26 protein-coding genes and 1 tRNA gene are annotated in these 20,534 nt (G+C 66.7%); 7 read left to right on the top strand and 20 right to left on the bottom strand.

Features of this window, described 5'->3' with window-relative positions; genetic code table 11:
* Positions 1–6: 6 nt before the first annotated feature.
* The 5 genes from GC146_RS17280 to GC146_RS17260 are packed head-to-tail and all read right to left on the bottom strand — an operon-like array spanning position 7 to position 4,415.
* Entirely contained in the window at positions 7–1,743 is a 1,737-nt protein-coding gene (locus GC146_RS17280; RefSeq protein WP_291841346.1) for a nickel-dependent hydrogenase large subunit, read from the bottom strand.
* A gap of 16 nt (positions 1,744–1,759) precedes the next feature.
* Entirely contained in the window at positions 1,760–2,434 is a 675-nt protein-coding gene (locus GC146_RS17275) for a nitrate reductase (RefSeq protein WP_291841345.1), read from the bottom strand.
* A complete protein-coding gene (locus tag GC146_RS17270; RefSeq protein ID WP_291841344.1) occupies positions 2,431–3,522 on the bottom strand; it encodes a hydrogenase small subunit in 1,092 nt (363 codons plus the stop codon). Before GC146_RS17270 ends, GC146_RS17275 begins: the two co-directional genes overlap by 4 nt.
* Entirely contained in the window at positions 3,515–3,922 is a 408-nt protein-coding gene (locus GC146_RS17265) for a hydrogenase expression/formation C-terminal domain-containing protein (RefSeq protein WP_291841343.1), read from the bottom strand. Before GC146_RS17265 ends, GC146_RS17270 begins: the two co-directional genes overlap by 8 nt.
* Complete coding sequence (locus tag GC146_RS17260; RefSeq protein WP_291841342.1) at positions 3,912–4,415, bottom strand: hydrogenase maturation protease; 504 nt, start codon at positions 4,413–4,415, stop codon at positions 3,912–3,914. The genes GC146_RS17265 and GC146_RS17260 overlap by 11 nt, the downstream gene beginning before the upstream one ends.
* A gap of 147 nt (positions 4,416–4,562) precedes the next feature.
* Between GC146_RS17260 and GC146_RS17255 the strand changes: the two genes are divergently transcribed.
* Positions 4,563–4,802 (top strand): HypC/HybG/HupF family hydrogenase formation chaperone, encoded by a 240-nt coding sequence (locus GC146_RS17255; RefSeq protein ID WP_291841341.1) that lies wholly within the window; start codon positions 4,563–4,565, stop codon positions 4,800–4,802.
* A 127-nt stretch (positions 4,803–4,929) separates the two neighbouring features.
* Here GC146_RS17255 and GC146_RS17250 read toward each other — a convergent pair whose 3' ends face one another.
* The 13 genes from GC146_RS17250 to GC146_RS17190 form a co-directional block, all read right to left on the bottom strand.
* Positions 4,930–5,157, bottom strand: a complete 228-nt coding sequence (locus GC146_RS17250; protein WP_291841340.1) for a sulfurtransferase TusA family protein — start codon at positions 5,155–5,157, stop codon at positions 4,930–4,932.
* Between the two features lie 15 nt (positions 5,158–5,172).
* Positions 5,173–5,667, bottom strand: coding sequence for a DsrE/DsrF/DrsH-like family protein (locus GC146_RS17245; RefSeq protein ID WP_291841339.1), 495 nt, complete (start codon positions 5,665–5,667; stop codon positions 5,173–5,175).
* A gap of 40 nt (positions 5,668–5,707) precedes the next feature.
* The gene (locus tag GC146_RS17240; RefSeq protein ID WP_291841338.1) at positions 5,708–6,148 is read right to left on the bottom strand and encodes a glycine cleavage system protein H; all 441 of its coding nucleotides are present in this window, start codon (positions 6,146–6,148) and stop codon (positions 5,708–5,710) included.
* Position 6,149: 1 nt separating this feature from the next.
* The gene (locus GC146_RS17235; protein WP_291841337.1) at positions 6,150–6,623 is read right to left on the bottom strand and encodes a hypothetical protein; all 474 of its coding nucleotides are present in this window, start codon (positions 6,621–6,623) and stop codon (positions 6,150–6,152) included.
* On the bottom strand, positions 6,620–7,558 hold the full coding sequence (locus GC146_RS17230) for a CoB--CoM heterodisulfide reductase iron-sulfur subunit B family protein (RefSeq protein ID WP_291841336.1): 939 nt from the start codon (positions 7,556–7,558) through the stop codon (positions 6,620–6,622). Before GC146_RS17230 ends, GC146_RS17235 begins: the two co-directional genes overlap by 4 nt.
* Positions 7,558–8,304, bottom strand: coding sequence for a 4Fe-4S dicluster domain-containing protein (locus tag GC146_RS17225; protein ID WP_291841335.1), 747 nt, complete (start codon positions 8,302–8,304; stop codon positions 7,558–7,560). The genes GC146_RS17230 and GC146_RS17225 overlap by 1 nt, the downstream gene beginning before the upstream one ends.
* Complete coding sequence (locus GC146_RS17220; RefSeq protein WP_291841334.1) at positions 8,291–9,178, bottom strand: hypothetical protein; 888 nt, start codon at positions 9,176–9,178, stop codon at positions 8,291–8,293. The genes GC146_RS17225 and GC146_RS17220 overlap by 14 nt, the downstream gene beginning before the upstream one ends.
* Entirely contained in the window at positions 9,178–10,230 is a 1,053-nt protein-coding gene (locus GC146_RS17215) for an FAD-dependent oxidoreductase (protein ID WP_291841333.1), read from the bottom strand. The genes GC146_RS17220 and GC146_RS17215 overlap by 1 nt, the downstream gene beginning before the upstream one ends.
* Positions 10,227–11,603, bottom strand: coding sequence for a heterodisulfide reductase-related iron-sulfur binding cluster (locus tag GC146_RS17210; protein ID WP_291841332.1), 1,377 nt, complete (start codon positions 11,601–11,603; stop codon positions 10,227–10,229). The genes GC146_RS17215 and GC146_RS17210 overlap by 4 nt, the downstream gene beginning before the upstream one ends.
* A gap of 53 nt (positions 11,604–11,656) precedes the next feature.
* On the bottom strand, positions 11,657–12,412 hold the full coding sequence (locus tag GC146_RS17205) for a 4Fe-4S dicluster domain-containing protein (protein ID WP_291841331.1): 756 nt from the start codon (positions 12,410–12,412) through the stop codon (positions 11,657–11,659).
* Positions 12,413–12,440: 28 nt separating this feature from the next.
* Positions 12,441–12,821: a DsrE/DsrF/DrsH-like family protein gene (locus tag GC146_RS17200; protein ID WP_291841330.1), complete on the bottom strand. Its 381-nt coding sequence runs from the start codon at positions 12,819–12,821 to the stop codon at positions 12,441–12,443.
* Between the two features lie 108 nt (positions 12,822–12,929).
* Positions 12,930–13,616, bottom strand: a complete 687-nt coding sequence (locus GC146_RS17195; RefSeq protein ID WP_291841329.1) for a hypothetical protein — start codon at positions 13,614–13,616, stop codon at positions 12,930–12,932.
* Positions 13,617–13,625: 9 nt separating this feature from the next.
* Positions 13,626–13,826 carry a heavy-metal-associated domain-containing protein gene (locus GC146_RS17190; RefSeq protein ID WP_291841328.1) on the bottom strand — a complete coding sequence of 67 codons (201 nt, stop codon included), beginning with the start codon at positions 13,824–13,826 and terminating at the stop codon, positions 13,626–13,628.
* Positions 13,827–14,011: 185 nt separating this feature from the next.
* Here GC146_RS17190 and GC146_RS17185 point away from each other — a divergent pair, with 185 nt between their 5' ends.
* From GC146_RS17185 to GC146_RS17170, 4 genes are all read left to right on the top strand, one after another.
* A complete protein-coding gene (locus GC146_RS17185; protein ID WP_291841327.1) occupies positions 14,012–16,519 on the top strand; it encodes a heavy metal translocating P-type ATPase in 2,508 nt (835 codons plus the stop codon).
* Between the two features lie 83 nt (positions 16,520–16,602).
* Complete coding sequence (locus GC146_RS17180) at positions 16,603–17,061, top strand: copper chaperone PCu(A)C (RefSeq protein WP_291841326.1); 459 nt, start codon at positions 16,603–16,605, stop codon at positions 17,059–17,061.
* 24 nt (positions 17,062–17,085) lie between these two features.
* Positions 17,086–17,256 (top strand): hypothetical protein, encoded by a 171-nt coding sequence (locus GC146_RS17175; RefSeq protein WP_291841325.1) that lies wholly within the window; start codon positions 17,086–17,088, stop codon positions 17,254–17,256.
* Entirely contained in the window at positions 17,249–17,863 is a 615-nt protein-coding gene (locus GC146_RS17170; protein WP_291841324.1) for an SCO family protein, read from the top strand. The genes GC146_RS17175 and GC146_RS17170 overlap by 8 nt, the downstream gene beginning before the upstream one ends.
* On the opposite strand, the gene GC146_RS17165 is transcribed toward GC146_RS17170, so the two are convergent.
* Positions 17,860–18,780 (bottom strand): cytochrome c oxidase assembly protein, encoded by a 921-nt coding sequence (locus tag GC146_RS17165; protein WP_291841323.1) that lies wholly within the window; start codon positions 18,778–18,780, stop codon positions 17,860–17,862. The genes GC146_RS17170 and GC146_RS17165 overlap by 4 nt on opposite strands.
* Before the next feature lie 41 nt (positions 18,781–18,821).
* A tRNA-Tyr gene (locus GC146_RS17160) sits at positions 18,822–18,905 on the bottom strand.
* Positions 18,906–19,070: 165 nt separating this feature from the next.
* On the opposite strand from GC146_RS17160, the gene rlmB reads away from it, so the two are divergent.
* Entirely contained in the window at positions 19,071–19,847 is a 777-nt protein-coding gene (rlmB, locus tag GC146_RS17155) for a 23S rRNA (guanosine(2251)-2'-O)-methyltransferase RlmB (protein WP_291841322.1), read from the top strand.
* Between the two features lie 227 nt (positions 19,848–20,074).
* Complete coding sequence (locus GC146_RS17150; RefSeq protein WP_291841321.1) at positions 20,075–20,497, top strand: CoA-binding protein; 423 nt, start codon at positions 20,075–20,077, stop codon at positions 20,495–20,497.
* Positions 20,498–20,534: the final 37 nt, after the last annotated feature.

Genomic DNA, 20,534 nt, shown 5'->3' with positions numbered 1-20,534 from the left:
TGCCTCCTAGCTGACCTTGACCTGCATGAGCTCTTCGCCTGCCGGGTTCACGACGTGCACGGCGCAAGCGATGCAGGGATCGAAGCTGTGGATGGTGCGCAGGATCTCCAGCGGCTGCTTGGGATCGTGCAGGGTGTGACGGTCGGCCAGTGCCGCCTCGTAGGGCCCTGCCTGCCCCGTGGCGTCACGCGGGCCGGCGTTCCATGTCGAGGGCACCACAGCCTGGTAATTGGCAATCTTGCCATCCTCGATGACAATCCAATGCCCCAGCGCGCCGCGCGGTGCCTCCATGAAGCCCACGCCCTGCGCCTTGGCGGGCCATGTCGCGGGGTCCCATTTCGCCTCGGAATGCACGGCCACGTCGCCGGCCTTGATGTTGGCCACCAGCGCGTCGTACCAGCCCTGCATCTGGTCCACGACGATCTTCGATTCCAGCGTGCGCGCCGCGGTGCGCCCCATGGTCGAGAACATCGCCGTCAGCGGCAGGTCCAGTTGTTTCAGCGCCGAATTGGCCAGTTCGACCGTCGGCGCGTGGCCCTTGGCGTAAAGCATCAGCACCCGCGCCAGCGGCCCCACCTCGACCGCGTGACCCTTCCAGCGCGGCGATTTCAGCCAGGAATAGCCCTGCTCGACGTTCAACTGGTCGAACGGGGGCTTGGGCCCGTCATAGGCAAAGGCCGTCTCGCCCGCGTAGGGGTGCAGGCCGGCACCCTTGCCCGCGGCATAGTCGTAATAGCTGTGGCTGACGAATTCCTGAATCTCGGAGGGATCGTTCATGTCCACCGGCAAGATGTTGGACAGGTCGCGGTTCAGGATCACGCCCGAGGGGATCAGCCAACTGGCCGGGTCGTCCATCCCGGCGCTGGGAAAATCGCCATAGGTCATGAAGTTGCCGATGCCCTCGCCGCGCGCGAACCAGTCCTTGTAGAAAGACGCGATGGCCAGCGTGTCAGGCAGGTAGACCTGTTCGACGAAGGTCTTCATCCGGTCGATGACGGCCTTTATCTCTTGCAGGCCGGTGACGTTGAGCGCGGTGGCCGACACCCCACCGCCGTCGTTGCTGATGGGCGAGGGCGCGCCACCCACGGCGAAGTTCGGATGCGGGTTCTTGCCGCCAAAGATGGTATGGATCTGCACGACGTTGCGCTGCCAGTCGAGCGCCTCGAGGTAATGGGCCACCGCCATCAGGTTCGCCTCGGCCGGCAGCTTGTATTCCGGGTGGCCCCAGTAGCCGCCCGCGAAGATGCCCAGCTGCCCCTGTTCGACGAAGGTCTTCAGCCGCTTCTGCACGTCGGCGAAATAGCCGGGGCTGGATTTCGGCCATGCCGAGATCGACTGCGCCAGCGTCGAGGTGGCCGCGGGATCGGCCGACAGGGCCGAGACGACATCGACCCAGTCGAGCGCATGCAGGTGGTAGAAGTGCATGACGTGGTCATGCACGTATTGCGCCCCGATCATCAGGTTGCGGATCAGCTGCGCGTTGGGCGGGATCGGGTAGTTCAGCGCGTTTTCCACCGACCGCACGCTGGCAATGCCGTGGACCAGCGTGCAGACGCCGCAGATGCGCTGCGCAAAGGCCCAGGCCTCGCGCGGGTCGCGGCCCTTGAGGATCAGCTCGATCCCGCGGACCATCGTGCCCGAGGAAAACGCGCTGGTGATGGTGCCATCGGCGGCGGTTTCCGCCTCGATGCGCAGGTGACCCTCGATACGGGTGATCGGGTCGACGACGACGCGCTCGGTCATGGCTTGGGCCTTTCGTTCAGGTTTTCACGCCGCGGCGGGCATAGGTCATGCCGGTCTCTGCGCGGGTGATGAAGACAAGGAAGGCATGCATCAGCTTGCCGAAGGGGAACCAGACCAGCAGCAGTGCGATGGACAGGATGTGCAGCGCCAGCAGCGTTTCATAGCGCGCGCCAAGGTGGCTGACGGCCAACAGGCCGGTGACGACGGGCAGCACCGTGACCAGCCACGAGACGTAATCGTTCCCGGTTGAAAGAAGCCGTAGCACCGGGTGCGTCATCCGCCGCACCAGCGCCGCCACCAGCGAGGCCAGCGTGACATAGGCCGCCAGCGTGATCACGCTGGTGGGCAGCACTGGCCAGGACAGCCCGAAAAGGCCCTTCAGGAACAGCATGTGCTGGGCAAAACCGAAGACGATGACGGCCAGGCCCACGTGGAAGATCCAGCCGTTGAATACCTGGAACATCGACATCGGGCCGAAGCCGCGCGGCGTGCCCATGTGCCGCCAGATGCCGGCAAGGGCCGCCATCGGTGCCGAGGGCACGCCGGCCTTCGGGCGCGACCGGTCCACGCTGCGGGGCAGGCCCAGCAGCGAGACGAGGCGCCACAGAACCCCCAGCACGAAGACCGCCATCGCGGTGTTGATCGCGGGCCCTCGCGCGAAATCGAGAAGGCTCATCCCCATCACGGTCATTTCGTCTCTCCCGGTTTGCTGGCCGCGGCCATGGCGGCGGCGCGGCGGCGGCGGGCCATCGCCACGCTGGCCGCCCCCGCGACAAGGCCCGCAGCGGCCGCCCCGCCCAAGACCGCGTTGTTGCCCATGACCGAGGCCGATAGCGGTTTGTAGAACCCGCCCTGGTCCCAGAACCCCGGTTCGGAACAGCCAAGGCAGCCATGGCCCGACTGGATGGGGAAGCTGACGCCGCCGTTCCATTTCAGCGTGGCGCAGGCATTGTAGGTGACCGGCCCCTTGCAGCCGACCTCGTAAAGGCACCAGCCATTGCGCGCGCCCTCGTCATCGAAGGATTTCGCGAAAAGGCCCTTGTCGTAATAGGGGCGGCGATAGCAGCGGTCGTGGATGCTGTCGCCGAAGAAGGCCCGTGGCCGGTTCAGGTGGTCTAGCTCGGGCAATTTCCCGAAGGTGATGAAATAGGCGATGGTCCCGGCGATGGCGTCGGGGATCGGCGGGCAGCCCGATATGTTGACGACCGGCTTGTCGGTCACGATCTCGGAGACAGGCACAGCGCCGGTCGGGTTGGGCCTGGCCGCCGGGATGCCGCCGAAGGCCGCGCAGGTGCCGACCGAGATCACCGCCGCCGCCTCGGCCGCGGTTTCCTTCAGGACGGCAAGGTTGGTCTTGCCGGCATTGGTCGAATAGATCCCGTCGTCGCGGGTCGAGACCGAGCCATCGACGACAAGGATGAACTTGCCCTTGTTGGCCTCCATCGCGGCCAGCCGCGCCTCTTCGGCGGCGGTGCCGGAAGCAGCCATCAGGGTTTCGGAATAGTCGAGCGAGATCAGGTTGAAGATCATGTCCTCGATCGTCGGGCTGAACGAGCGCGTCAGCGATTCCACGCAGCCCGTGCATTCCTGGAACGACAACCAGATGACCGATTGGCGCCCCGCGCCCGCCAGCGCCTCGGCCATCGCGCGCGAGGCCATCGGCGGCAGCGCCATCAGGCCGGCGAGGTAGCCTGCGTATTTCAGCAGCGACCGGCGCGAAATGCCTCGCGCGGCAAGGCTGTCGCCGAGGGTGGGCCGGTCTTGTCCGGTGTCAGGCATCGGCGGTCTCCTTCGTGTCGTGCAGGTCGCGCGCCAGCCGCAGCGCGGCGGCGGCGATGTCATCCGCGTGGCTTTGCAGGATGTCGGGCAGGGGGGTGATTTCCAGCGTCTCGCCCGCCACGTGGTCGCCCGCGCCAAGGTGCCGCTGCCACCACACGCCGGCATAGGCGGTTTCCCAGACCTCGGTGCGCCCGCCGACGTCGAGCGTCGCGGCCACCTCGCCCCGACCCAGACGGGCGGCGAGCTGGTCCCGGTCGGCCGGTGTCAGCGGCAGGCTGCGCAGGTCGATCGCGGCGCGGGTGCCGGTTTCGGCCAGCGCCGTCAGCGCGCGGGCCACTTCCTGCATCAGGCTGTCGACCATGCCTGTCAGGGCGGCCCCGGTGCCTGCGTCATGCGCCATCGCGCCACTCCCTGACCTTGTCCAGAACCAGTTGCAGCGCCTGCGGCATCGCCGCGGCAACGTCGGCCGTCGGGGCAAGGCCCCAGGTCGTTTGTGCCGGTTGCACTGCCAGCAGCGCACGCCGCGTGGGCAGGCGCCCCGCAAAGGACGCGGCCTGCATCAGGTCGGCTAGTGCCACCTCGTGCGCTGTCGTCTTGCGCCCCAGCAACTGGCGGTCCATCGCCGCGCCAGTGAAAAGGCAAACGGTGCCCGGAGGTGCCTCCATCTCCATCGCGTCAAGTGCGACCAGCGGCAGCGCGGTTTCGATCTCGTTGAGCAGGCTGAGGCCGACGGTGCCGCCATCGACCACGCGCAGGCGCAGCCCGCCCGGCGCAGCCTCCAGCGCGCGGGCAAGGTGAACGCCAATGCCATCATCCTGCAAAAGTGTGTTGCCGATCCCAAGGATCAAAGCGTCCGGAGCCAGCGTTGCGGCCATGTCTCCCGACAGCATCATCGCACCCTCCCGACACGCCCGGGGCAGTTACGCGCCCACAGGTCTTGACGGAAACACTAGCAGACATCCTCATATCTGAATTGATCTGAATCAAGGCGGGGCCGTGCGGATCGCCGCCAGCCTTGCGGGCCAAGTGAAAGGACCGCCATGTGCCTTGCCGTGCCGATGCAGGTTGTCTCGATCGACGGAATGCGCGCCCGCTGCGCGGCGCGCGGGGCCGAGCGCGTGGTCAGCCTCTTCCTGTTGCAGCATGAGCGGATCGTGCCGGGCGATTACCTGATGGTTCATGGCGGGCAGGCCCTGCAGACCATGACCGCCGCGCAAGCCGCCGATGCCTGGGCGCTTTACGACGAGATGTTCGCCGAGGCCGACGCGGCCCCGCGCTGAGACAGGGCGCGGCGGGCCTCCCGGATGGCGGGGCAGGGGGGCTGTCTGCCCCCCCCGGCGCGTGCCGCGCCTTCACCCCCCGAGGATACTTGGAAGGCAAAGGCGGCCGGGCGCGGGGCGAGCCCGCTCAGGCGGTGTGCTTGATCACGAACTTGTAGATCTTGTCGGCCACCTCGTGGCTGACAAGCTCATTGCCCGTCGTGCGGCAGAAAGCCTGAAAATCGGCCACCGAGCCGGGATCGGTCGCGTGGATTTCGAGGGTGGCGCCGGTCGCCATGTCCTTGAGCGCCTTCTTGGCCTTGAGGATGGGCAGCGGGCAGTTCAGGCCCTTGGCATCGAGCAGTTGGTCGGCCATGTCGTTATTCCCTTGTCAGATATAAAGGTTGATGTCGCTCTTGGTGGCCACTTCCACCCAGCTTGCCGCGCCGCCGATGGTCAGCCCGTCGATCATGTCGTCGCGCTTGTACTCGAAGAGGTCCATCGTCATCTGGCAGGCGATCATGTTGATGTCGGATTCGACGGCCAGTTCGCGCAGTTCCTCGATCGAGGCGACACCCTTCTTCTTGGTCATGTTCTTCAACATCGCCGTGGTCAGCGCGGTGGCGCCCGGCATTGCGGCCAGGATGTTGGGCATCGCCATGTGCCCGCCGCCGACCGGCATTTCCATCGCCGCGTTGCCCAGCGGGTTGACCTTGAGGTTGAGGTCCTTCTTCAGCAGCGTCAGCCCGTAGAAGGTGAAGAACATTGTCACATCAAGGCCCATCGCTGCGGCGGTGGTGGCCAGGATGAAGGGCGGATAGGCCCAGTCGAGCGTGCCCTTGGTGACGATGATCGACATCGACTTGGCGTTGTTCTCGGAACCCATATGGTCCTCCTTGCCGGATGCCCGGCGGTTAGCGCATGGCTCAGGCTGCGCAGCCTGCGAAATCGTCGGCGGCCATCTTGGCCTCGTAGGGGCCGGCCACGGCCGTGCCGGGGGTCAGGTCCTTGACCGCGCCGGGGTCGGTCGGCTTCAGCTTGACCATCCAGCCCGCGTGGTAGGGGTCGGAGTTGGCCAGCTTCGGGTCGGCGCTGAGCGCGTCGTTGGCCTCGGTGATCTCGGCCTCGAAGGCGATCTTGGCGGGGCCGACCCATTTGCCAGATTCGATCGTGGCCACCGATTTGCCGGCGGCGATCGTCTTGCCCGGTTTCTTGGCGGTGAAGGCGACAAGCTGGCCCGCCATGCCGGTGGCGATCATCGTCATCCCGCATTCGTAGGTGCCATCGCCAAGGTCGCGATACCACAGATTGTTGGGCACGTCGTAAAGCAGGTCATCGGGAAGGTCGCAACCACGCACAACAGGCATCTCAGGTCTCCAACACTGGTTCATTTCGGGAAGGCTCGGCCGCGCGCAGCGGGCGCGAGGAACAGCAGAATTCGCCAAGGCCGGCGGTCTGCAGCTTGCCGCCGATGAAGAGGGCCAGATGGGTCAGCACCATCGCGCCCATACGCAGGGTGCGCGGCGTGTCGGGCCCGGCAGGATCGGCGGCGACAAGGTTGTGATGCCAGACCAGTTCGCGGCAGGTCTCGCGGCAGGCGTTGAAGCTGGGATCGCCCTTGGCGGCCTGTCGGTGCAGGCCCAACAGGCGAAAGCCCTCGACCTTGCGGTCGGTCGGCTCCAGCCCCTTGGCGGCCAGCCATGCCTCCAGCACGTCTTCGCCCATCGCCAGCATTTCGGCCGCAGTCTGCAGTGGCGCGGCGCGCAAGGCGGCGTCGGGCGCGGCGACGATCGCCTGCGCCCTCTCCTCCACGGCGTCGATGCTGAGCGGCGTTCGCGTCATCCCAACCCCTTTTCCTTCAACAGCGCGCGGCTGTCGGAGAAGTTCTCGTTCACGCCCACCTTGCCCGCCGAAAGTCCCAGCGCCATGCCGAGGAGCTGCGTGAAATAGAGGATCTTCACATTGGTCTTTCTACCAAGAACCTTCTCGGCCCGTATTTGATGCATCTCAAGTCCGGTATGGCAGGTCGGACATTCCGTCGCGATCACGTCAGCGCCGCAGGCCTCGGCGGTGGTCAGCAGGTTCAGCACCAGCTTGGTCGAGGTATCGCTGTCCGACAGCGTATGCGCGCCGCCGCAACACGCTGTCTTCAGAGGATAATCCACGTTCTCGGCCCCGGCAGCGGCAAGCAGATCGTCCATGAAATGCGGCTTTGACGTGCTTTCCGAACCCTCGCCCTTGTCCTTTTCGGGGAAGATGTGGCGCGGGCGGGAATACATGCAGCCGTAGTAGTTGGCGATTTTCAGGCCCTTGAGCGAGTTCTTGACGCGCTTGGACAACTCCTCTTCGCCGATGGCGCGCTTGATCCAGTCGAGCGAATGGATCGTCTCGACCTTGCCTGGCGCGTAGGTGGCATGGCCAGCCTTGCCCGACAGCCGCGCGTTGACCTCTTTCGAGCCCTCGTCATTGGCCAGGTCGTATTCGGCCTTTTTCAGGTTGTGATAGCAGCCGTTGCAGGGCGCCATCACGGTGTCGAACCCCATGTCCTCGGCAATGCTAAGATTGCGTGCCGAAAGGTAGGTCTGGATATTGGGGTCGATGTTCTTGACCTCCATCGCGCCGCAGCAGTTCCAGTTCTTCAATTCGACGAGGTCGAGGCCCAGTTCCTTGCCCACCGCCTTGGTCGACTTGTTGTAGGCGTGCCCCGTGCCCTCCAGCGCGCAGCCGGGGTAATAGGCCACCTTCTTGAGGCTGGGGTCCTTGAGGTCCTTCGGCATCACTTCGCTCCCTTGGCATCAAGGCCCAAAGCGGCACGGTTGGCGGCTTCGACTTCCTCGACATATTCGTGAATGGCGCGGCTGGCGCGGCCCCAGCCGCGGGTTTTCGGGCGGAACACAGTCTGCCAGCCCATGCGGATGAGGTAGAACAGCGGGAACCGCTTGATCAGCCCGGTGACCATCGCCACCAGCCACGGTTGGGTCAGCGACTGGCCCGTGCCCTTGAAGAAGCCGCGCATGACCCGGCTGTCCTCGATCTTGCCGGTGTCGAACACCTGCTGCGAGAAGCCGTCATCGAAGATGGTGGAGGGGCTTTCGGGCGTGTGACCCTTCAGTTCCAGCCAATGCGCGGTGGCCTTCATCACGCCTTCGGGCACCACGTCGCGCGGGCAGGCATAGGTGCACTTGTTGCAGCTGACACACTGCCAGATGATGTCCTTGTCGCGCAGCAGTTCCTCCTCCATCCCCATCCGGATCAGGTAGATCCAGTAGCGCGGGTTGAAGTCGGGGTTGATCGCGTTGACCGTGCAGGCATTGGTGCAGGACCCGCATTGCCAGCAGCGGTGGATGTTCTCGCCACCCGCCAGCGCGGAAATCTCTTCCTGCAGGTTCTCGTTGTAGTCGGTGACGGCGCGGCTCTCGATGAACGTCGACCAGTGGCCCGAAACGTCCACGCCGTCGATCTCGAGATGCTCGTGCGTGACGAGGTTCTCGGGGCGGATCAGCGTCTTTTCATGAATGGGCATCGGGCGCCTCTTGACTGGGAAGGGCAGGAACGGCGCCCAGCACATGCGCCGATCCGTCGATCAGCTTGAGCCGGGTGCGGCCGGTTTCGGTATCGACGGCATCGAGGCCCAGCATCCGGCGGGTATGGGTCATCGGGTCGCCGTGGGTCTGGAAGTCCGAGCGCAGGTATTGGCCGCCGCGATCGTTGATGTAGGCCGAATAGACATGGCTCATCAGCAGGTCGGCATAGAAGGGCAGGTCGCGGAACACGCCGTTGTCGCGCAAAAAGCCCTCGATCTCGTCGGCCAGCGTGCGGAAGGCGGCGAAATCGTCGGCCACGTCGATCTTGGCGGCATCGACGTCATCGGCAAACCAGATCTCGCGCAGCACGCCGGTGCCGACGCGGGCGTCCCAGATCCAGCGCGTCATCAGCGGGTAGCGGTCGGGCGCGGTGAAATGCAGCACCTCGGCGGCAAGGTCGCGGGTCCAGCGATGTGCCTTGTCGGCGGGGAAGGAGCCCACGAATTCGGCCAGCCGCGCATCGACCGTACCGGTGTCGGACCAGCCCTTCAAGAGCAGCGACAGCCGCGCGCGCATCGCGGCAAAGCCGTTCTCGGCCAGCCAGCCGCCTACCCGCCGCCGGGCGGGGGTGACGAAGGCGCAAAGATCGAGGAACTCGGGCTCCGACATTTCGGCCACCCGGCCCTTGCCCAGCACCTCTTCGAAGAGGCTGGCCTTGAGCGACAGGGCGGTGACGTAGCGTTCGACGCCGCCGGTGGGTTCGGCGCTTTCGGTCAGATGCTCGAACGCGCGGCGCAGCCGCGGGCCGGACAGGTCCAGCACCGGCCCGGTGGGGGCCTGTGGAACCTCCGGCTTGCGCGACAGGCCAAACATCACTCGGCCGCCTTGCCAACCAGCGCGCTGCCGTAGTTCAGCGCAGCCATCGCCGCCGCCTGCCCCTGCGCGATGGAATCGTCGATGGTCTCGGGGCCGGTCGCGGCACCCGCCACGAACACGCCCGGGCGCGAGGTTTCGGCGAGGTGTGCATAGGTCGAGGGCTTGGCGATGTACTGGTACTTGTTCAGCTCCACCCCGAAGACCGACGAGATCGTCATGTTGTCCACGTTCGGGTCCATCCCGATGGCATGCACGACCATGTCGAAGGGGATCGAGATCGGCCGCTTGACCAGCGTATCCTCGCCCTTGACCAGCAGGCGCTTGCCGTCAGAGGTCACCTCGGCAATCCGCGCCTTGATGTACTTGACCTTCGCCTCTTCCTGGCTCTTCCAGTAGTACTCGCCCTCGTAAAGACCGAAGGTGCGGATATCCATGTAGTAGATGTAGACGTTCGTCTTGGGCGACATCTCGCGGATTTCCATCGCGATGTTGGCGCTGACCGTGCAGCAGATCTTGGAACACCATTCGCGCCCGATCTGCCGGTCGCGGCTGCCCACGCAAAGCAGGATCGCCACCCGGTCAGGCACCCGCCCGTCCGAGGGGCAGCGGATGCCCGCGCCCGACGAGATCATCTGTTCCACCTGCACGGTGGTCACAACGTCGGGGTAGGTGCCAAAGCCCCACTCGGGTTTGTTGAGGCTGTCGAAATGGGTGAAGCCAGTGGTCAGGATCGCGGTTTCCGCCTCGACACTCGTGCCGTCCTTCAGCGTGGCGACAAACGCGCCGGGCTGGCCGTCGAAGCTTTGCACCTGTGCATTCAGGCGCACGTCCACCAGTGGGTGGTTGTCGACCCGGGCGACCATGCCGCCGATGGCATCCTTGGCCCATTCATGGCTGGGCACCAGCCGGGCATAGCCCGACAGGATCGGCGCGCCGCCAAGGCGGTCTTCCTTTTCCACCAGCACGACATTGCGACCGGCAGAAGCAAGGGCATGGGCGGCGGACAGGCCGGCGGGGCCACCGCCGACGATCAGAACGGGTTTCGTCACTTGTCGGCTCCTGCAAGGGCTTTGGGTTTCACGTAGCCGGGGCCCGAGGTGATCGCGCGCTTGGGATCGTAAAGGGTCTCGATCCGCCCGGCCTTGACCTCGTCGAGGTAGCCCTCGAACTCGGCCTTGGCCTTTTCCCAATCGATGCCCATCTTCTCGAGCAGCGTCTCGAAGGGCGAGGCGTGCCAGTGCAGCTGCGCCAGCTTGTAGGGGTGCGCGCCCAGCGTCAGCGCGGCGAACTGGCAATCGGCCATCACCGGCAGGGCGTAAACCTTGCCCACTGCCTTGCCGATCCACTGGTTCTTGTCGAGCGTGGTGATGCAGCCGGTATCATGCCCGATCATCACGTCCGACCGCGCCTCTTCCACCGCGACCTTGATCTTGCGGTCGATCGCGAAGGACCGGGTAAATTCCCGCTCGCCGATGATGTGGCGGAAGCCGAAACCGCAGCAATCGTACCATGTCGAATAGTCGATGACCTGCGTACCCAGCGTCTGCAAGAGGCCCGTGGTCACGGCCACGCGGTTGCCGTCCATCACCGTGTCGTCGTAGATCACGTCCTCCGGTACCATCTTGTAGACGTGGCAGGCCGGGTGGACGGTGGTGCGGATGTGGCTGACGTCGATCGTCTGGCGCTCGGCGATGCGGTGGCGCATGACGTGCAGCCATTCCGAGTAGTGCACGATTTCCTCGGGGATCAGCAGCTTGCCATCGACCAGCCGGCCCAGCTTGCCAAGGATCGTCTTGACCTCCTCGCGCAGCTCGGCCGAATGCATCAGGAAATGGCGCATTTCCTTGTAGTTGCCGAAGGACGTGCCGCAATGGACCAGCGGGTAATACGTCCCCTCGGGCAGGCCCTGCGATTTCGCGCTGACATAGGCCTGGTGGAAGTTGCGCAGGAACACGGCGGCCAGTGACACGACGTTGCCGATGCCCGATCCGTGGTAGTTCCACGCGGTGCAGGATGTCTGGTCGGTCTCGTCGAGATAGCTGATGTCCATCTTGTTCATCAGCCACAGCACCGAGGAAGGGTAGCCGGGGATGTTGCCGCACTGGCCGCAAGACTTGTGGTGCCACAGGTTGTTGGTGGGGATCTTCTTGTCCCAGCCGTAAAGGGTCTTGGCCATCACCGGCTCATGGACATCAGAGATGCGGTGGACCTTGATTTCCCCCTCTTTCTCCAGCTGCCACATGATGTCGCGGACGTCTTCCTTGCGGTCCTTGCCGGTCAGCAGGGCGCGCTTGTCGATCTTGGCCTCGACCCAGTCGGTCGCGCGGCGCGCCTCGTCGGGGTTCAGCCGGCTGGGCTGCCATTCGGCGCCAAAGCCGCCAAAGGCGCCGCGCCGGGTCTCGGGTTCGGTCTTGTCTGCCATGTCGGGTCACTCCTCCAAAACGCCGCGCCGCCCGCCGGGGCAGGGGCGCGCGATCAGTCCTCGTCGTCCTCGTCTTCCTGCTCTTCCAGCCACTCTTCCCACTCGTCCCGCTTTTCCTCCATCACGTCGCTGACGACGTCGAAGAGGTTGGGGTCGACGGTTTCAAGCTGCTTGAGAACCCCGGTGGCCTCCCAGATCGTGTAAAGCTCGACCGAGGTCTTGAGGTTCACCACCCACGCGGTGTCCAGCGTGTGCATCGTCGGCATCGGAATGGCCTTGCGCAGGATCATCAGCGGCGCATCGATGCGGCTGACATTCGGCCCCCAGTCGGGGAACGCCTCCTTGGTGATCATGTTGGGCGCCAGCTGGTTGCCGGTCGAGACAACCTTCAGCAGCACGCGGCTGAACGGGCGCAGCACCTCCTTGGCGCTTTCCATCTCGTGCTTGATGGCAACCTCGCGCATGATCATCACCAGACCACCGGGTGAGTTTTCGAACGGGCAGCGCGCGGCGCAGGTATAGCACTGGGCGCAGGCCCAGATCTTTTCCTGCATCGCGTCGTAGATGCCTTCGAGGTTCTCGGTCCACAGAAGCTGGACGATCTCGCGCGGGGAATAGTCGTAGTAATGCGCGCTGGGGCAGGTGGCGGTGCAGATGCCGCAGTTCAGGCAACCGTGGATCTCGCTGTCGTAGACCGCGTGGTTGCGGATGTCGTCGAAGATTTCTTCGAGCTTTTCGTAAGGCACCACCGGCTTGTCCGAGATCGGATCGCTGATCGGCGGTGGCGCAATCTTGGCATGTGCGGTCACGGATCCCCTCCCAAGGATGCCCCTGTTGTCAGTAGGTCAGCACCTTCGCGTCATCGTTTTCCATGATGTCCTCGATCACCTTGGCCCCGCCCACGATGCCCGAGCATTCGGGGATCAGGTCGTCTGCGGTCATGTCAAAGAGGTCGAGGTTGGGCGAGCAGCAGTAGAACTTTGCTCCCGCCTCATGCGCGTCCTTGATGAAGTCGTAGACCGATTTGGGCGAGCCGGGCTTGACGAAAAGCTTTTCGGCAACGCCCTTCTTCATCAACTGGCCCGCAGTCGCGGTGCAGATCACATCAACTTCGTAATCCATCGCCGCGGCAACGGTGGCCTGAAAAAAGGGCGCACCCAGTTCCTCGCCGTTTCGCGGATCCGTGTTGACCATCACGATGATAAGCTTGCTTGCCACGTGCCCCTCCCAAGGTCCACCTGCTGAGTCCTTAAAACTGTATATGCCAATATTCTAATGTGCAACGATTTCCTGACAGGCCGCTGTCAGAAGATCGCGACAGGCCCGTTACATCAGGCGGGCATGGGCCACGAGGCCGACCATCAGACGGCTTAGCGCCTCTGCAATCTCGCCCTGCGCGCGGCCCAGCGCAGCAAGGGTTTCGGCGGTGTCGTCGGGCGTGTCGACGAATTCCATGATCAGGTCTTCGATCATGCCGCGCTTCATCCCCGGATGACCCAGGCACCCAAGGCTGTTGCCGATGGAAAAGAGAAGGGGCGTGCCGTCCGCGTCGGCGGCCAGCACCTCGGCCGCCGCAGGCAGGACCGGCGCGTCGCGCAGGTAGCAGCCCAGCGGGAAACGGTCGGGCAGGTGCCCCTCCAGCAGGCCGGGGGCGCGCGCGACGGCCTCGGTCACGGCAAAGCGCAACGGCGCCTCTGCCGCGCCGCCGCCCGCGGCTACGGCCAGCAGCACCGCGCCCAGTTCCAGCCCAATCACCGGCAGCCCGGCGGCAAGAAAGGCGCGCGTCAGCCGCAATTCGTGGCTGAGCGAGGGCAGCAGGTCGCCGCTGACCACGCCGTAGGGCCCGCCACCCAAGAGGACCAGCCCGTCAAAGCCATCGGGCGAGGTGGGCAGCGTGCCGCCCTCGGTGAAGGGCCGCTTGTAGGCAAAGCGGATGTTGCGCGATTCAAGGTGATCCTCGATCAGGCCGAGGTATTCCGCCTCGGTGTGCTGGATCACGCAGAGGGTTTTCATCGCCGCGCGTCAGGCGCGGACGCTGGCCGGGTAACCTTCGGCATCCAGCGCCGCCACCACCGCTTCGGGCGTCGGCGTGCCCTCGACCTCTACAATCTTGGTGTCCAGATCGACGGTAACGCGGGCCTGCGCATCGAGCTTTGCAACCGCCTTTTCCACCGCCGCCTTGCAGTGGCCGCAGCTCATGTCGGGAACGACGAACGTGGTCATCTCGGGTCTCCTTGAAATCATGGCTAGAGAAGGGCCCTGTCCCGGGGAAGGTCAAGGGGTGGGCTCGAAAAACATCTCAAAAACCCTATATCGTTTCTAACACCGCCCATGGCGGCATCGCGGCATGGCTTGACCTTTGACGCGCAGCGGGATGCGATGGGGCCGATGATCCGATGGAGACCGTGATGAGTGCCGCAGACCGGCTGACCTTCGAAATCGACGGGATGACCTGCGCCTCCTGCGTGCGTCGGGTCGAGCGGACGCTGGCCGCTGTGCCCGGTGTCAGCGATGTCAGCGTCAATCTTGCCAATGAGACGGCCAGCATCGCCGCCGAACCCGGAGCCTTGCCCCGCGCCGTCGCCGCGCTGAATGAGGCCGGTTATCCCGCGCCGCCGCGCCACGTCACGCTCGACATCTCCGAAATGACCTGCGCCTCTTGCGTCGGCCGGGTCGAACGGGCGCTGGCCGCGGTGCCGGGCGTGCTGTCGGCCCATGTCAGCCTTGCCTCGGAACGGGCCGACCTTGACGTGCTGGGGGGCGAGGCGGCGGTCGAACGCGCTATCGCCGCGGCCGAGGCGGCCGGCTATCCCACCCGCCGCCATGCCGCCACGGCCGAGACCACGGGCGACCGCAAGGCCGCCGAGGCCGCGCGGCAAGGCCGGCTGACGCTCATCGCCGCCGCGCTGACGCTGCCGGTTTTCCTGGCCGAGATGGGCGGGCACCTCTTTCCGCCGCTGCACCACGCGATCGTCGGTGCGGTGGGGCAGCAGGCGTTCTGGGTCCTGCAATTCGTGCTGATCACCACCGTTCTGGCCTGGCCGGGACGGCAATTCCTGCGCAAGGGCTTTCCGGGGCTCTTAAAGGGCGCGCCGGACATGAACGCGCTGGTCGCGCTGGGCACCTCCGCCGCCTGGGGCTATTCCACCGTGGCCACTTTCGCGCCCGGCCTGCTGCCGCCCGGCGCCGTCGCCGTCTATTACGAGGCCGCGGGCGTGATCGTCACGCTGATCCTGCTGGGCAAGACGCTCGAGGCGCGGGCGAAGGGGCGCACGGGCGCCGCCATCGCCCGGCTGGTCAACCTGCGGCCAAAGACCGCGCGGGTGCGCCGCAATGGCGCCTTCGTCGAGGTGCCCGTGGCCGAGATCCGCGCCGGCGAACAGGTGCAGGTCCGCCCCGGCGAGACGGTGGCCGTCGACGGCACGGTCGACGAGGGCGCAAGCTATATCGACGAAAGCATGATCTCGGGCGAGCCGGTCCCGGTCGAGAAGGCGCCGGGCGCGGCGGTCGTGGGCGGCACGATCAACGGCACCGGCACGCTGGTCTTTACCGCAACGGCGGTGGGGGCCGACACGATGCTGGCGCGTATCATCGCGATGGTCGAACAGGCGCAGGGCGCGAAACTGCCGATCCAGAGCGCGGTGGACCGCGTGACGGCGTGGTTCGTGCCGGCCGTGCTGGCGGCCGCTGCCGCAACGGTGCTGGCCTGGCTGGTCTTCGGGCCCTCGCCGGTGCTGGGCCACGCGCTGGTGGCCGGTGTCTCGGTCTTGATCATCGCCTGCCCCTGCGCGATGGGGCTGGCCACGCCCACCTCGATCATGGTGGGCACGGGCCGCGCGGCGGAACTGGGCGTTCTCTTTCGCAAGGGCGATGCCTTGCAGGCGCTGGCGGGCGTGCGCGCCGTCGCGCTCGACAAGACCGGCACGCTGACCGAGGGGCGCCCCGAACTGGCCCGGCTGACGCCTGCGCCGGGGCAGGACGAGGGCCGCGCGCTGCGGCTTGCCGCCGCGGCCGAGGCCGCCTCGGAACATCCCGTCGCCCAGGCGCTGGTGCGCGCGGCCGCGGCGCGGGACATCGCCCTGCCTGCCGCCACGGGCTTTGCCGCGCGCCCCGGTTTCGGCGTCGCCGCCGAGGTCGAGGGGCAGAAGGTGCTGGTCGGCGCGGCGCGGCTGATGGCGCAGGAGGGCATCGCCACCGACAGCCTTGCCGCCGCCGCGGCCGAGATCGAGGCGCAGGGCCAGTCGCCCCTCTTCATCGCGGTCGAAGGGCAGGCGGTGGCGGTGGCCAGCGTCGCCGATCGCATCCGGTCCACCACGCCCGAGGCCATCGCCGCGCTGCACGCGCTGGGGCTGAAGGTGGCGATGATCACCGGCGACGGCCACGCCCCGGCCGAGGCCGTGGCCGCGCGGCTGGGCATCGACCGGGTCGTCTCCGACGTGCTGCCCGAGGGCAAGGTCGCGGCGCTGAAGGCCCTTCAGGACGAGTTCGGCGCGGTGGCCTTCGTGGGCGATGGCATCAACGACGCCCCGGCGCTGGCCGCGGCCGACGTGGGGCTGGCCATCGGCACCGGCACGGACATCGCCATCGACAGCGCCGACGTGGTGCTGATGGCGGGCGACCTGCGCGGCGTGGCGCGCGCCGCCGCCGTCAGCCGCGCGACGATGCGCAACATCCGCCAGAACCTCGGCTGGGCCTTCGGCTACAACGTGGTGCTGATCCCGGTCGCGGCGGGTGCGCTGTTCCCGGCCTTCGGCCTGATGCTCAGCCCCGCGCTGGCCGCGGGGGCGATGGCGGCATCGAGCGTGCTGGTGGTTTCGAACGCGCTGCGCTTGCGCCGGGCGGGTGCGCTACCCGGATCGCCGCCGGACCGCCCCGCGCCCGCCCGCCGCGCCGCGCCTGCCCATCGCCCGGCCTGACCCGCGCGACAATCTGCCGGTTGACACTGCGCGCCTGCGGGTATTCGGTCCGCCCCGATCGAACCAACCCCGTGAAGGCTGCCATGAAACGCCTGTTTGCCCTGTTGCTTGTTTCCCTTTCGCTGCTTGTGCCGGCGCTGGCCAAGGCCGGTGTCGCCGACCTGACGGTCGAGGCGCCCTGGGCGCGCGCCAGCCTGATCGCGGGACGCCCCGCGGCCGCCTACATGGTGCTGAAGAATACCGGGACCGAGCCTGTCACGCTGACCGGCGCACGCACGCCCGCCGCCGCCATGGCGATGATCCACAAGACCGAGACCGACGCCAGCGGCACCACCTCGATGAGCCCCGCGGGTGATTTGGTGATTGCGCCGGGCGCCACGCTGCAGATCGCGCCGGGGGGCATCCACGTCATGCTGATGAACCTTGCCCAGCCGCTGAAGGAAGGCACCAGCTTTCCGCTGACGCTGCTTTTCGCGGGCGGCGGCACGCTGGATGTCGAGGTGCCGGTGCTGGCCGCCACCGCGCGCGGCCCCGGCGGCTGAACCCAACACCCGGAGAGCCCTGAGATGACCGAGACCGACACCACCGCCGAGGCGGCCCCCCGCACCGCGACCGAGATGCGCGCCGATACCCGCGCCTCGAACCGTACTCTGGCGCTGGTGCTGGTGGGCGTGGCGCTGGTCTTTCTCGCGGGCGCGGTCGGGGTGGCGGTGCTGGTCGCCTACGGCCATGTCTGAGGGGCCCAGCCGCCGGGCCGCGCTGGCGCTGCTGGGCGGTGGCGCGCTGGCGCTTGCGGGCTGCAAGCCGCAGGACTGGTACGGCACCGACGTGTCGGGCGCGCTGCCCGACCTGCGCTTTTCCCTCAGCCGCGCGCGTGACGGCAAGGGCCTGACCCAGGACGATTTTCGCGGGCAGGTCGTGGCGCTATTCTTCGGCTATACCTATTGCCCCGACATCTGCCCGCTGACGTTGGCCAACATGGTCGCGCTGACCGACAAGCTGGGCGGCGATGCCGCGAAGCTGTCCGTTCTTTTCGTGACCGTGGACCCCGACCGCGACACGCCCGCGGCCCTGTCGCAGTTCGTCGCGGCCTTCACGCCCCGCGCGACGGGGCTGATCGGCACGCCCGACCAGTTGGCCGATGTCACCCGGCGCTACCGCGTGACCTACAAGGTAGCGCCGCACGCGCCGGGCGCGACGGATTACGCGGTGTCACATGGCAAGACCGTTTATGTCTTCGACGGGCAGGGCAAGGCGCGGGTGATCTGGACGGAATTCGCCGACGCCACGGCCGATATCGACGGCGCCGCGGGCGACGTGCGCCGCATCGCCGCGATGGCCTAAAGGTCGGCCCCCGCGCGGCGCATGTTGCCCAGCACGGCCAGCAGGGCGATCACGCTCATCATCGCGGGAGGGATCCAGATCACGATGCCGCCGATCTGCTGGTCGGCCACCGCGCTGACCGAGGCAAAATAGCGCCCGCAATAGGCGTAGTAGGGAAAGAGATCGGTCGTGGCGAAGGTGATCAGCGCGCCAAGGATCATCTGCGGGAACATCACCGCCACAGCCAGCGCCGCGCGATAGCCGAACCGCACGCGCGCGGGCGGCGCGGGCCGGGTATCAAGCACCAGCGCCCAGAACAGGATGCCGTCGACGATCATCGAGGCGTTCATCAGCGCGTAAAGCCGCGGGTCCAGCATGGCCTGAAAATGCACCGGCGGGATCAGCCAGAACCAGAACAGGCCCACGAAAAGGACCGCGGCCAGAACGGGCTGTTGCAGCACGCGGTAAGCGGCCGCTACCGGACGCGCTGCGACAATCCTGACCAGCCACGCCGGCGCGCCGGCCATGATCGCCGGGCCGCCGGCGCTGACGGCCAGCAGCAGCGGGCCGACATGGTGCATGCCGACATGCTGGATGCGGTTGATGAAGAACATCCGCTGCGCGAGGTATTCGAACCCGGTCTGCGTGGCGATCCAGATCACTGCGAGACCCGCCCAGAACGCCACCTGCCGCAGCCATCCGGGCCGTGAGGCCGGGGCCAGCCGCCCAAGGCCGCGCTGAAACCAGAGGCCTGACAGTGTCACGCAAAGATAGATCGGCCATGAAAATTCGTAGGGCCCGATGACCGGCATGTGCCCGGGATAGCGCGTCGAGACCAGCCACAGCGCGCAGCCCAGCAGTGCAATCAGCGCGTAGGCAATTGTGGCACCACGATCGGGCGTGCCGGTAGCGGGGGTAGCGGTGACAGTCGGGCCCATTGAAGTCCCTCGCGGTCAGACGACACTCATTTGCGGGGCAGTGGTGGGCGACCCTGGAATCGAACCAGGCGTGGGTCTCCCCGGCGGAGTTACAGTCCGCTGCCGCACCTTGCAGCTCGTCGCCCATCCTGCGCGCCGGCCCGAGGGGGGCGCGAGACGTGGCGCTGGATACTCGGGGGGTCAGAAGGCGTCAACAGGAAAATCCCCGCCCGGGGCGGCCGGTGCGCCGCGGCTTGCGCTTGACCGCGGCACGGCCCATCAAGGGGGCGGATGACAAGGAGATCGGCCCGATGCAGAAGCCCAAATGGGTCATCGAAAAGGAACAGGCCCGGCGCGCGGCGGCGGCCGAAACGCTGTGGCTTTTCGGGCTGCACGCGGTGCGCGACGCGCTGATGAACCCGCGCCGCACGCGGCTGCGGCTGGTGCTGACACAAAACGCCGCCGACAAGCTGGCCGATGCGGTGGCCGCCAGCGGCATGACGCCCGAGATCGCGGATGCGCGCAAGTTCCCGGTGCCGCTTGACCCCGGCTCTGTCCATCAGGGAGCGGCGCTGGAGGTCAAGCCGCTGGACTGGGGCAAGATCGAGGATATCGCGCTTGGTCCGGGTCCGATGCCGCCGCGGATCGTGCTGCTTGACCGTGTGACCGACCCGCATAACGTTGGCGCGATCCTGCGCTCCGCCGAGGTGTTCGGTGCCCGTGCGGTGGTTGGCGTGCAGCGCCATTCCGCGCCCGAAACCGGGGCGCTGGCCAAGACCGCCAGCGGGGCATTGGAACGGCAACCTTACGTCCGGGTGCGCAACCTTGCCGACACGATGGAAGAGCTCAAGGCGATGGGATTTGTCGTGCTGGGCCTCGACGGTGAGGCGGAACAGACGATCGAGCAGGCGCTGGAGGGCCGCCGCAACCGGCCCGTTGCGCTGGTCATGGGGGCCGAGGGGCCGGGGCTGCGCGAACGGTCGCGCGACACGTGCGACGCTCTGGTCCGGATCCCGGCCGCGGGGGGATTCGGCTCGCTCAACGTCTCGAATGCGGCGGCGGTCGCGCTTTATGCCGCACGGGGGTAGGCCAGGGTGATGCGGAGGATGAGGAGGTTTTCGACCGAGCGGCTTTTTGCCGGCGAAAGCAGATCAATCACGAATCTGTCACACCCTCTTCTTTTCTCAAGGCGAGTGTCTAAATTGTCACGTGAGGGCGCGCGTTGGAACCTGCGCGTCCTCGGTTCACTGTCCCTCGTTCCACACCTTGCGCCCGGCTAACCCCCGGGCGCTTTTTTATCCGCAGAAGGGCAAGGATGCAGAATCCCGATGACGCCGCGATCCGCGATATCCTGACTGAAACCCGGCTGATCGCCCTTGTCGGCGCATCGGCCAACCCCGCCCGGCCCAGTCACGGTGTGATGCGGTTCCTGCAATCGAAAGGGTATCGCGTGATCCCTGTGAACCCCGGTCTGGCAGGGCAAGATCTGCTGGGCGAGGCGGTATATGCCAGTGTTGCCGAAGTGCCCCAAGAAGTTGATATGGTGGACATCTTCCGCGCGTCCGATGCTGTGCCCGGCGTGGTAACGGCCGCGCTGGCGCGCTGGCCCGGGCTGCGCACTGTCTGGATGCAACTGGGCGTGGTCAGCAAAGAGGGTGCTGAAATAGCGCGCGCGCGAGGCGTTACCGTGGTGCAGGACCGCTGCCCGGCCATCGAGTATCCGCGTTTGATCGGCTGAGACCGTAGAGGGGGCGCTGCCCCCGCGCGGCTTTGCG

It is taken from the genome of Limimaricola sp., from assembly GCF_016125575.1.
In the GTDB taxonomy this organism is placed as follows: Bacteria; Pseudomonadota; Alphaproteobacteria; order Rhodobacterales; family Rhodobacteraceae; genus WGLM01.
Note: the sequence above shows the minus strand (reverse complement) of the source record. Positions and strands in the feature narration are given on the sequence as shown.

Excerpts from the sequence above, each read along its gene's own strand:
- GC146_RS17190 (WP_291841328.1), bottom strand. The coding sequence starts at position 13,826 with ATGACCACGTTCGTCGTTCCCGACATGAGCTGCGGCCACTGCAAGGCG.
- GC146_RS17175 (WP_291841325.1), top strand. The coding sequence starts at position 17,086 with ATGACCGAGACCGACACCACCGCCGAGGCGGCCCCCCGCACCGCGACC.
- GC146_RS17230 (WP_291841336.1), bottom strand. The coding sequence starts at position 7,558 with ATGCCGAAGGACCTCAAGGACCCCAGCCTCAAGAAGGTGGCCTATTAC.
- GC146_RS17275 (WP_291841345.1), bottom strand. The coding sequence starts at position 2,434 with ATGACCGTGATGGGGATGAGCCTTCTCGATTTCGCGCGAGGGCCCGCG.
- GC146_RS17250 (WP_291841340.1), bottom strand. The coding sequence starts at position 5,157 with ATGGCCGACCAACTGCTCGATGCCAAGGGCCTGAACTGCCCGCTGCCC.
- GC146_RS17225 (WP_291841335.1), bottom strand. The coding sequence starts at position 8,304 with ATGCCCATTCATGAAAAGACGCTGATCCGCCCCGAGAACCTCGTCACG.
- GC146_RS17245 (WP_291841339.1), bottom strand. The coding sequence starts at position 5,667 with ATGGGTTCCGAGAACAACGCCAAGTCGATGTCGATCATCGTCACCAAG.
- GC146_RS17280 (WP_291841346.1), bottom strand. The coding sequence starts at position 1,743 with ATGACCGAGCGCGTCGTCGTCGACCCGATCACCCGTATCGAGGGTCAC.
- GC146_RS17265 (WP_291841343.1), bottom strand. The coding sequence starts at position 3,922 with ATGGCGCATGACGCAGGCACCGGGGCCGCCCTGACAGGCATGGTCGAC.
- GC146_RS17170 (WP_291841324.1), top strand. The coding sequence starts at position 17,249 with ATGTCTGAGGGGCCCAGCCGCCGGGCCGCGCTGGCGCTGCTGGGCGGT.
- GC146_RS17150 (WP_291841321.1), top strand. The coding sequence starts at position 20,075 with ATGCAGAATCCCGATGACGCCGCGATCCGCGATATCCTGACTGAAACC.
- GC146_RS17185 (WP_291841327.1), top strand. The coding sequence starts at position 14,012 with ATGAGTGCCGCAGACCGGCTGACCTTCGAAATCGACGGGATGACCTGC.
- GC146_RS17270 (WP_291841344.1), bottom strand. The coding sequence starts at position 3,522 with ATGCCTGACACCGGACAAGACCGGCCCACCCTCGGCGACAGCCTTGCC.
- GC146_RS17235 (WP_291841337.1), bottom strand. The coding sequence starts at position 6,623 with ATGACGCGAACGCCGCTCAGCATCGACGCCGTGGAGGAGAGGGCGCAG.
- GC146_RS17180 (WP_291841326.1), top strand. The coding sequence starts at position 16,603 with ATGAAACGCCTGTTTGCCCTGTTGCTTGTTTCCCTTTCGCTGCTTGTG.
- GC146_RS17255 (WP_291841341.1), top strand. The coding sequence starts at position 4,563 with ATGTGCCTTGCCGTGCCGATGCAGGTTGTCTCGATCGACGGAATGCGC.
- GC146_RS17210 (WP_291841332.1), bottom strand. The coding sequence starts at position 11,603 with ATGGCAGACAAGACCGAACCCGAGACCCGGCGCGGCGCCTTTGGCGGC.
- rlmB (WP_291841322.1), top strand. The coding sequence starts at position 19,071 with ATGCAGAAGCCCAAATGGGTCATCGAAAAGGAACAGGCCCGGCGCGCG.
- GC146_RS17220 (WP_291841334.1), bottom strand. The coding sequence starts at position 9,178 with ATGTTTGGCCTGTCGCGCAAGCCGGAGGTTCCACAGGCCCCCACCGGG.
- GC146_RS17260 (WP_291841342.1), bottom strand. The coding sequence starts at position 4,415 with ATGATGCTGTCGGGAGACATGGCCGCAACGCTGGCTCCGGACGCTTTG.
- GC146_RS17240 (WP_291841338.1), bottom strand. The coding sequence starts at position 6,148 with ATGCCTGTTGTGCGTGGTTGCGACCTTCCCGATGACCTGCTTTACGAC.
- GC146_RS17165 (WP_291841323.1), bottom strand. The coding sequence starts at position 18,780 with ATGGGCCCGACTGTCACCGCTACCCCCGCTACCGGCACGCCCGATCGT.
- GC146_RS17195 (WP_291841329.1), bottom strand. The coding sequence starts at position 13,616 with ATGAAAACCCTCTGCGTGATCCAGCACACCGAGGCGGAATACCTCGGC.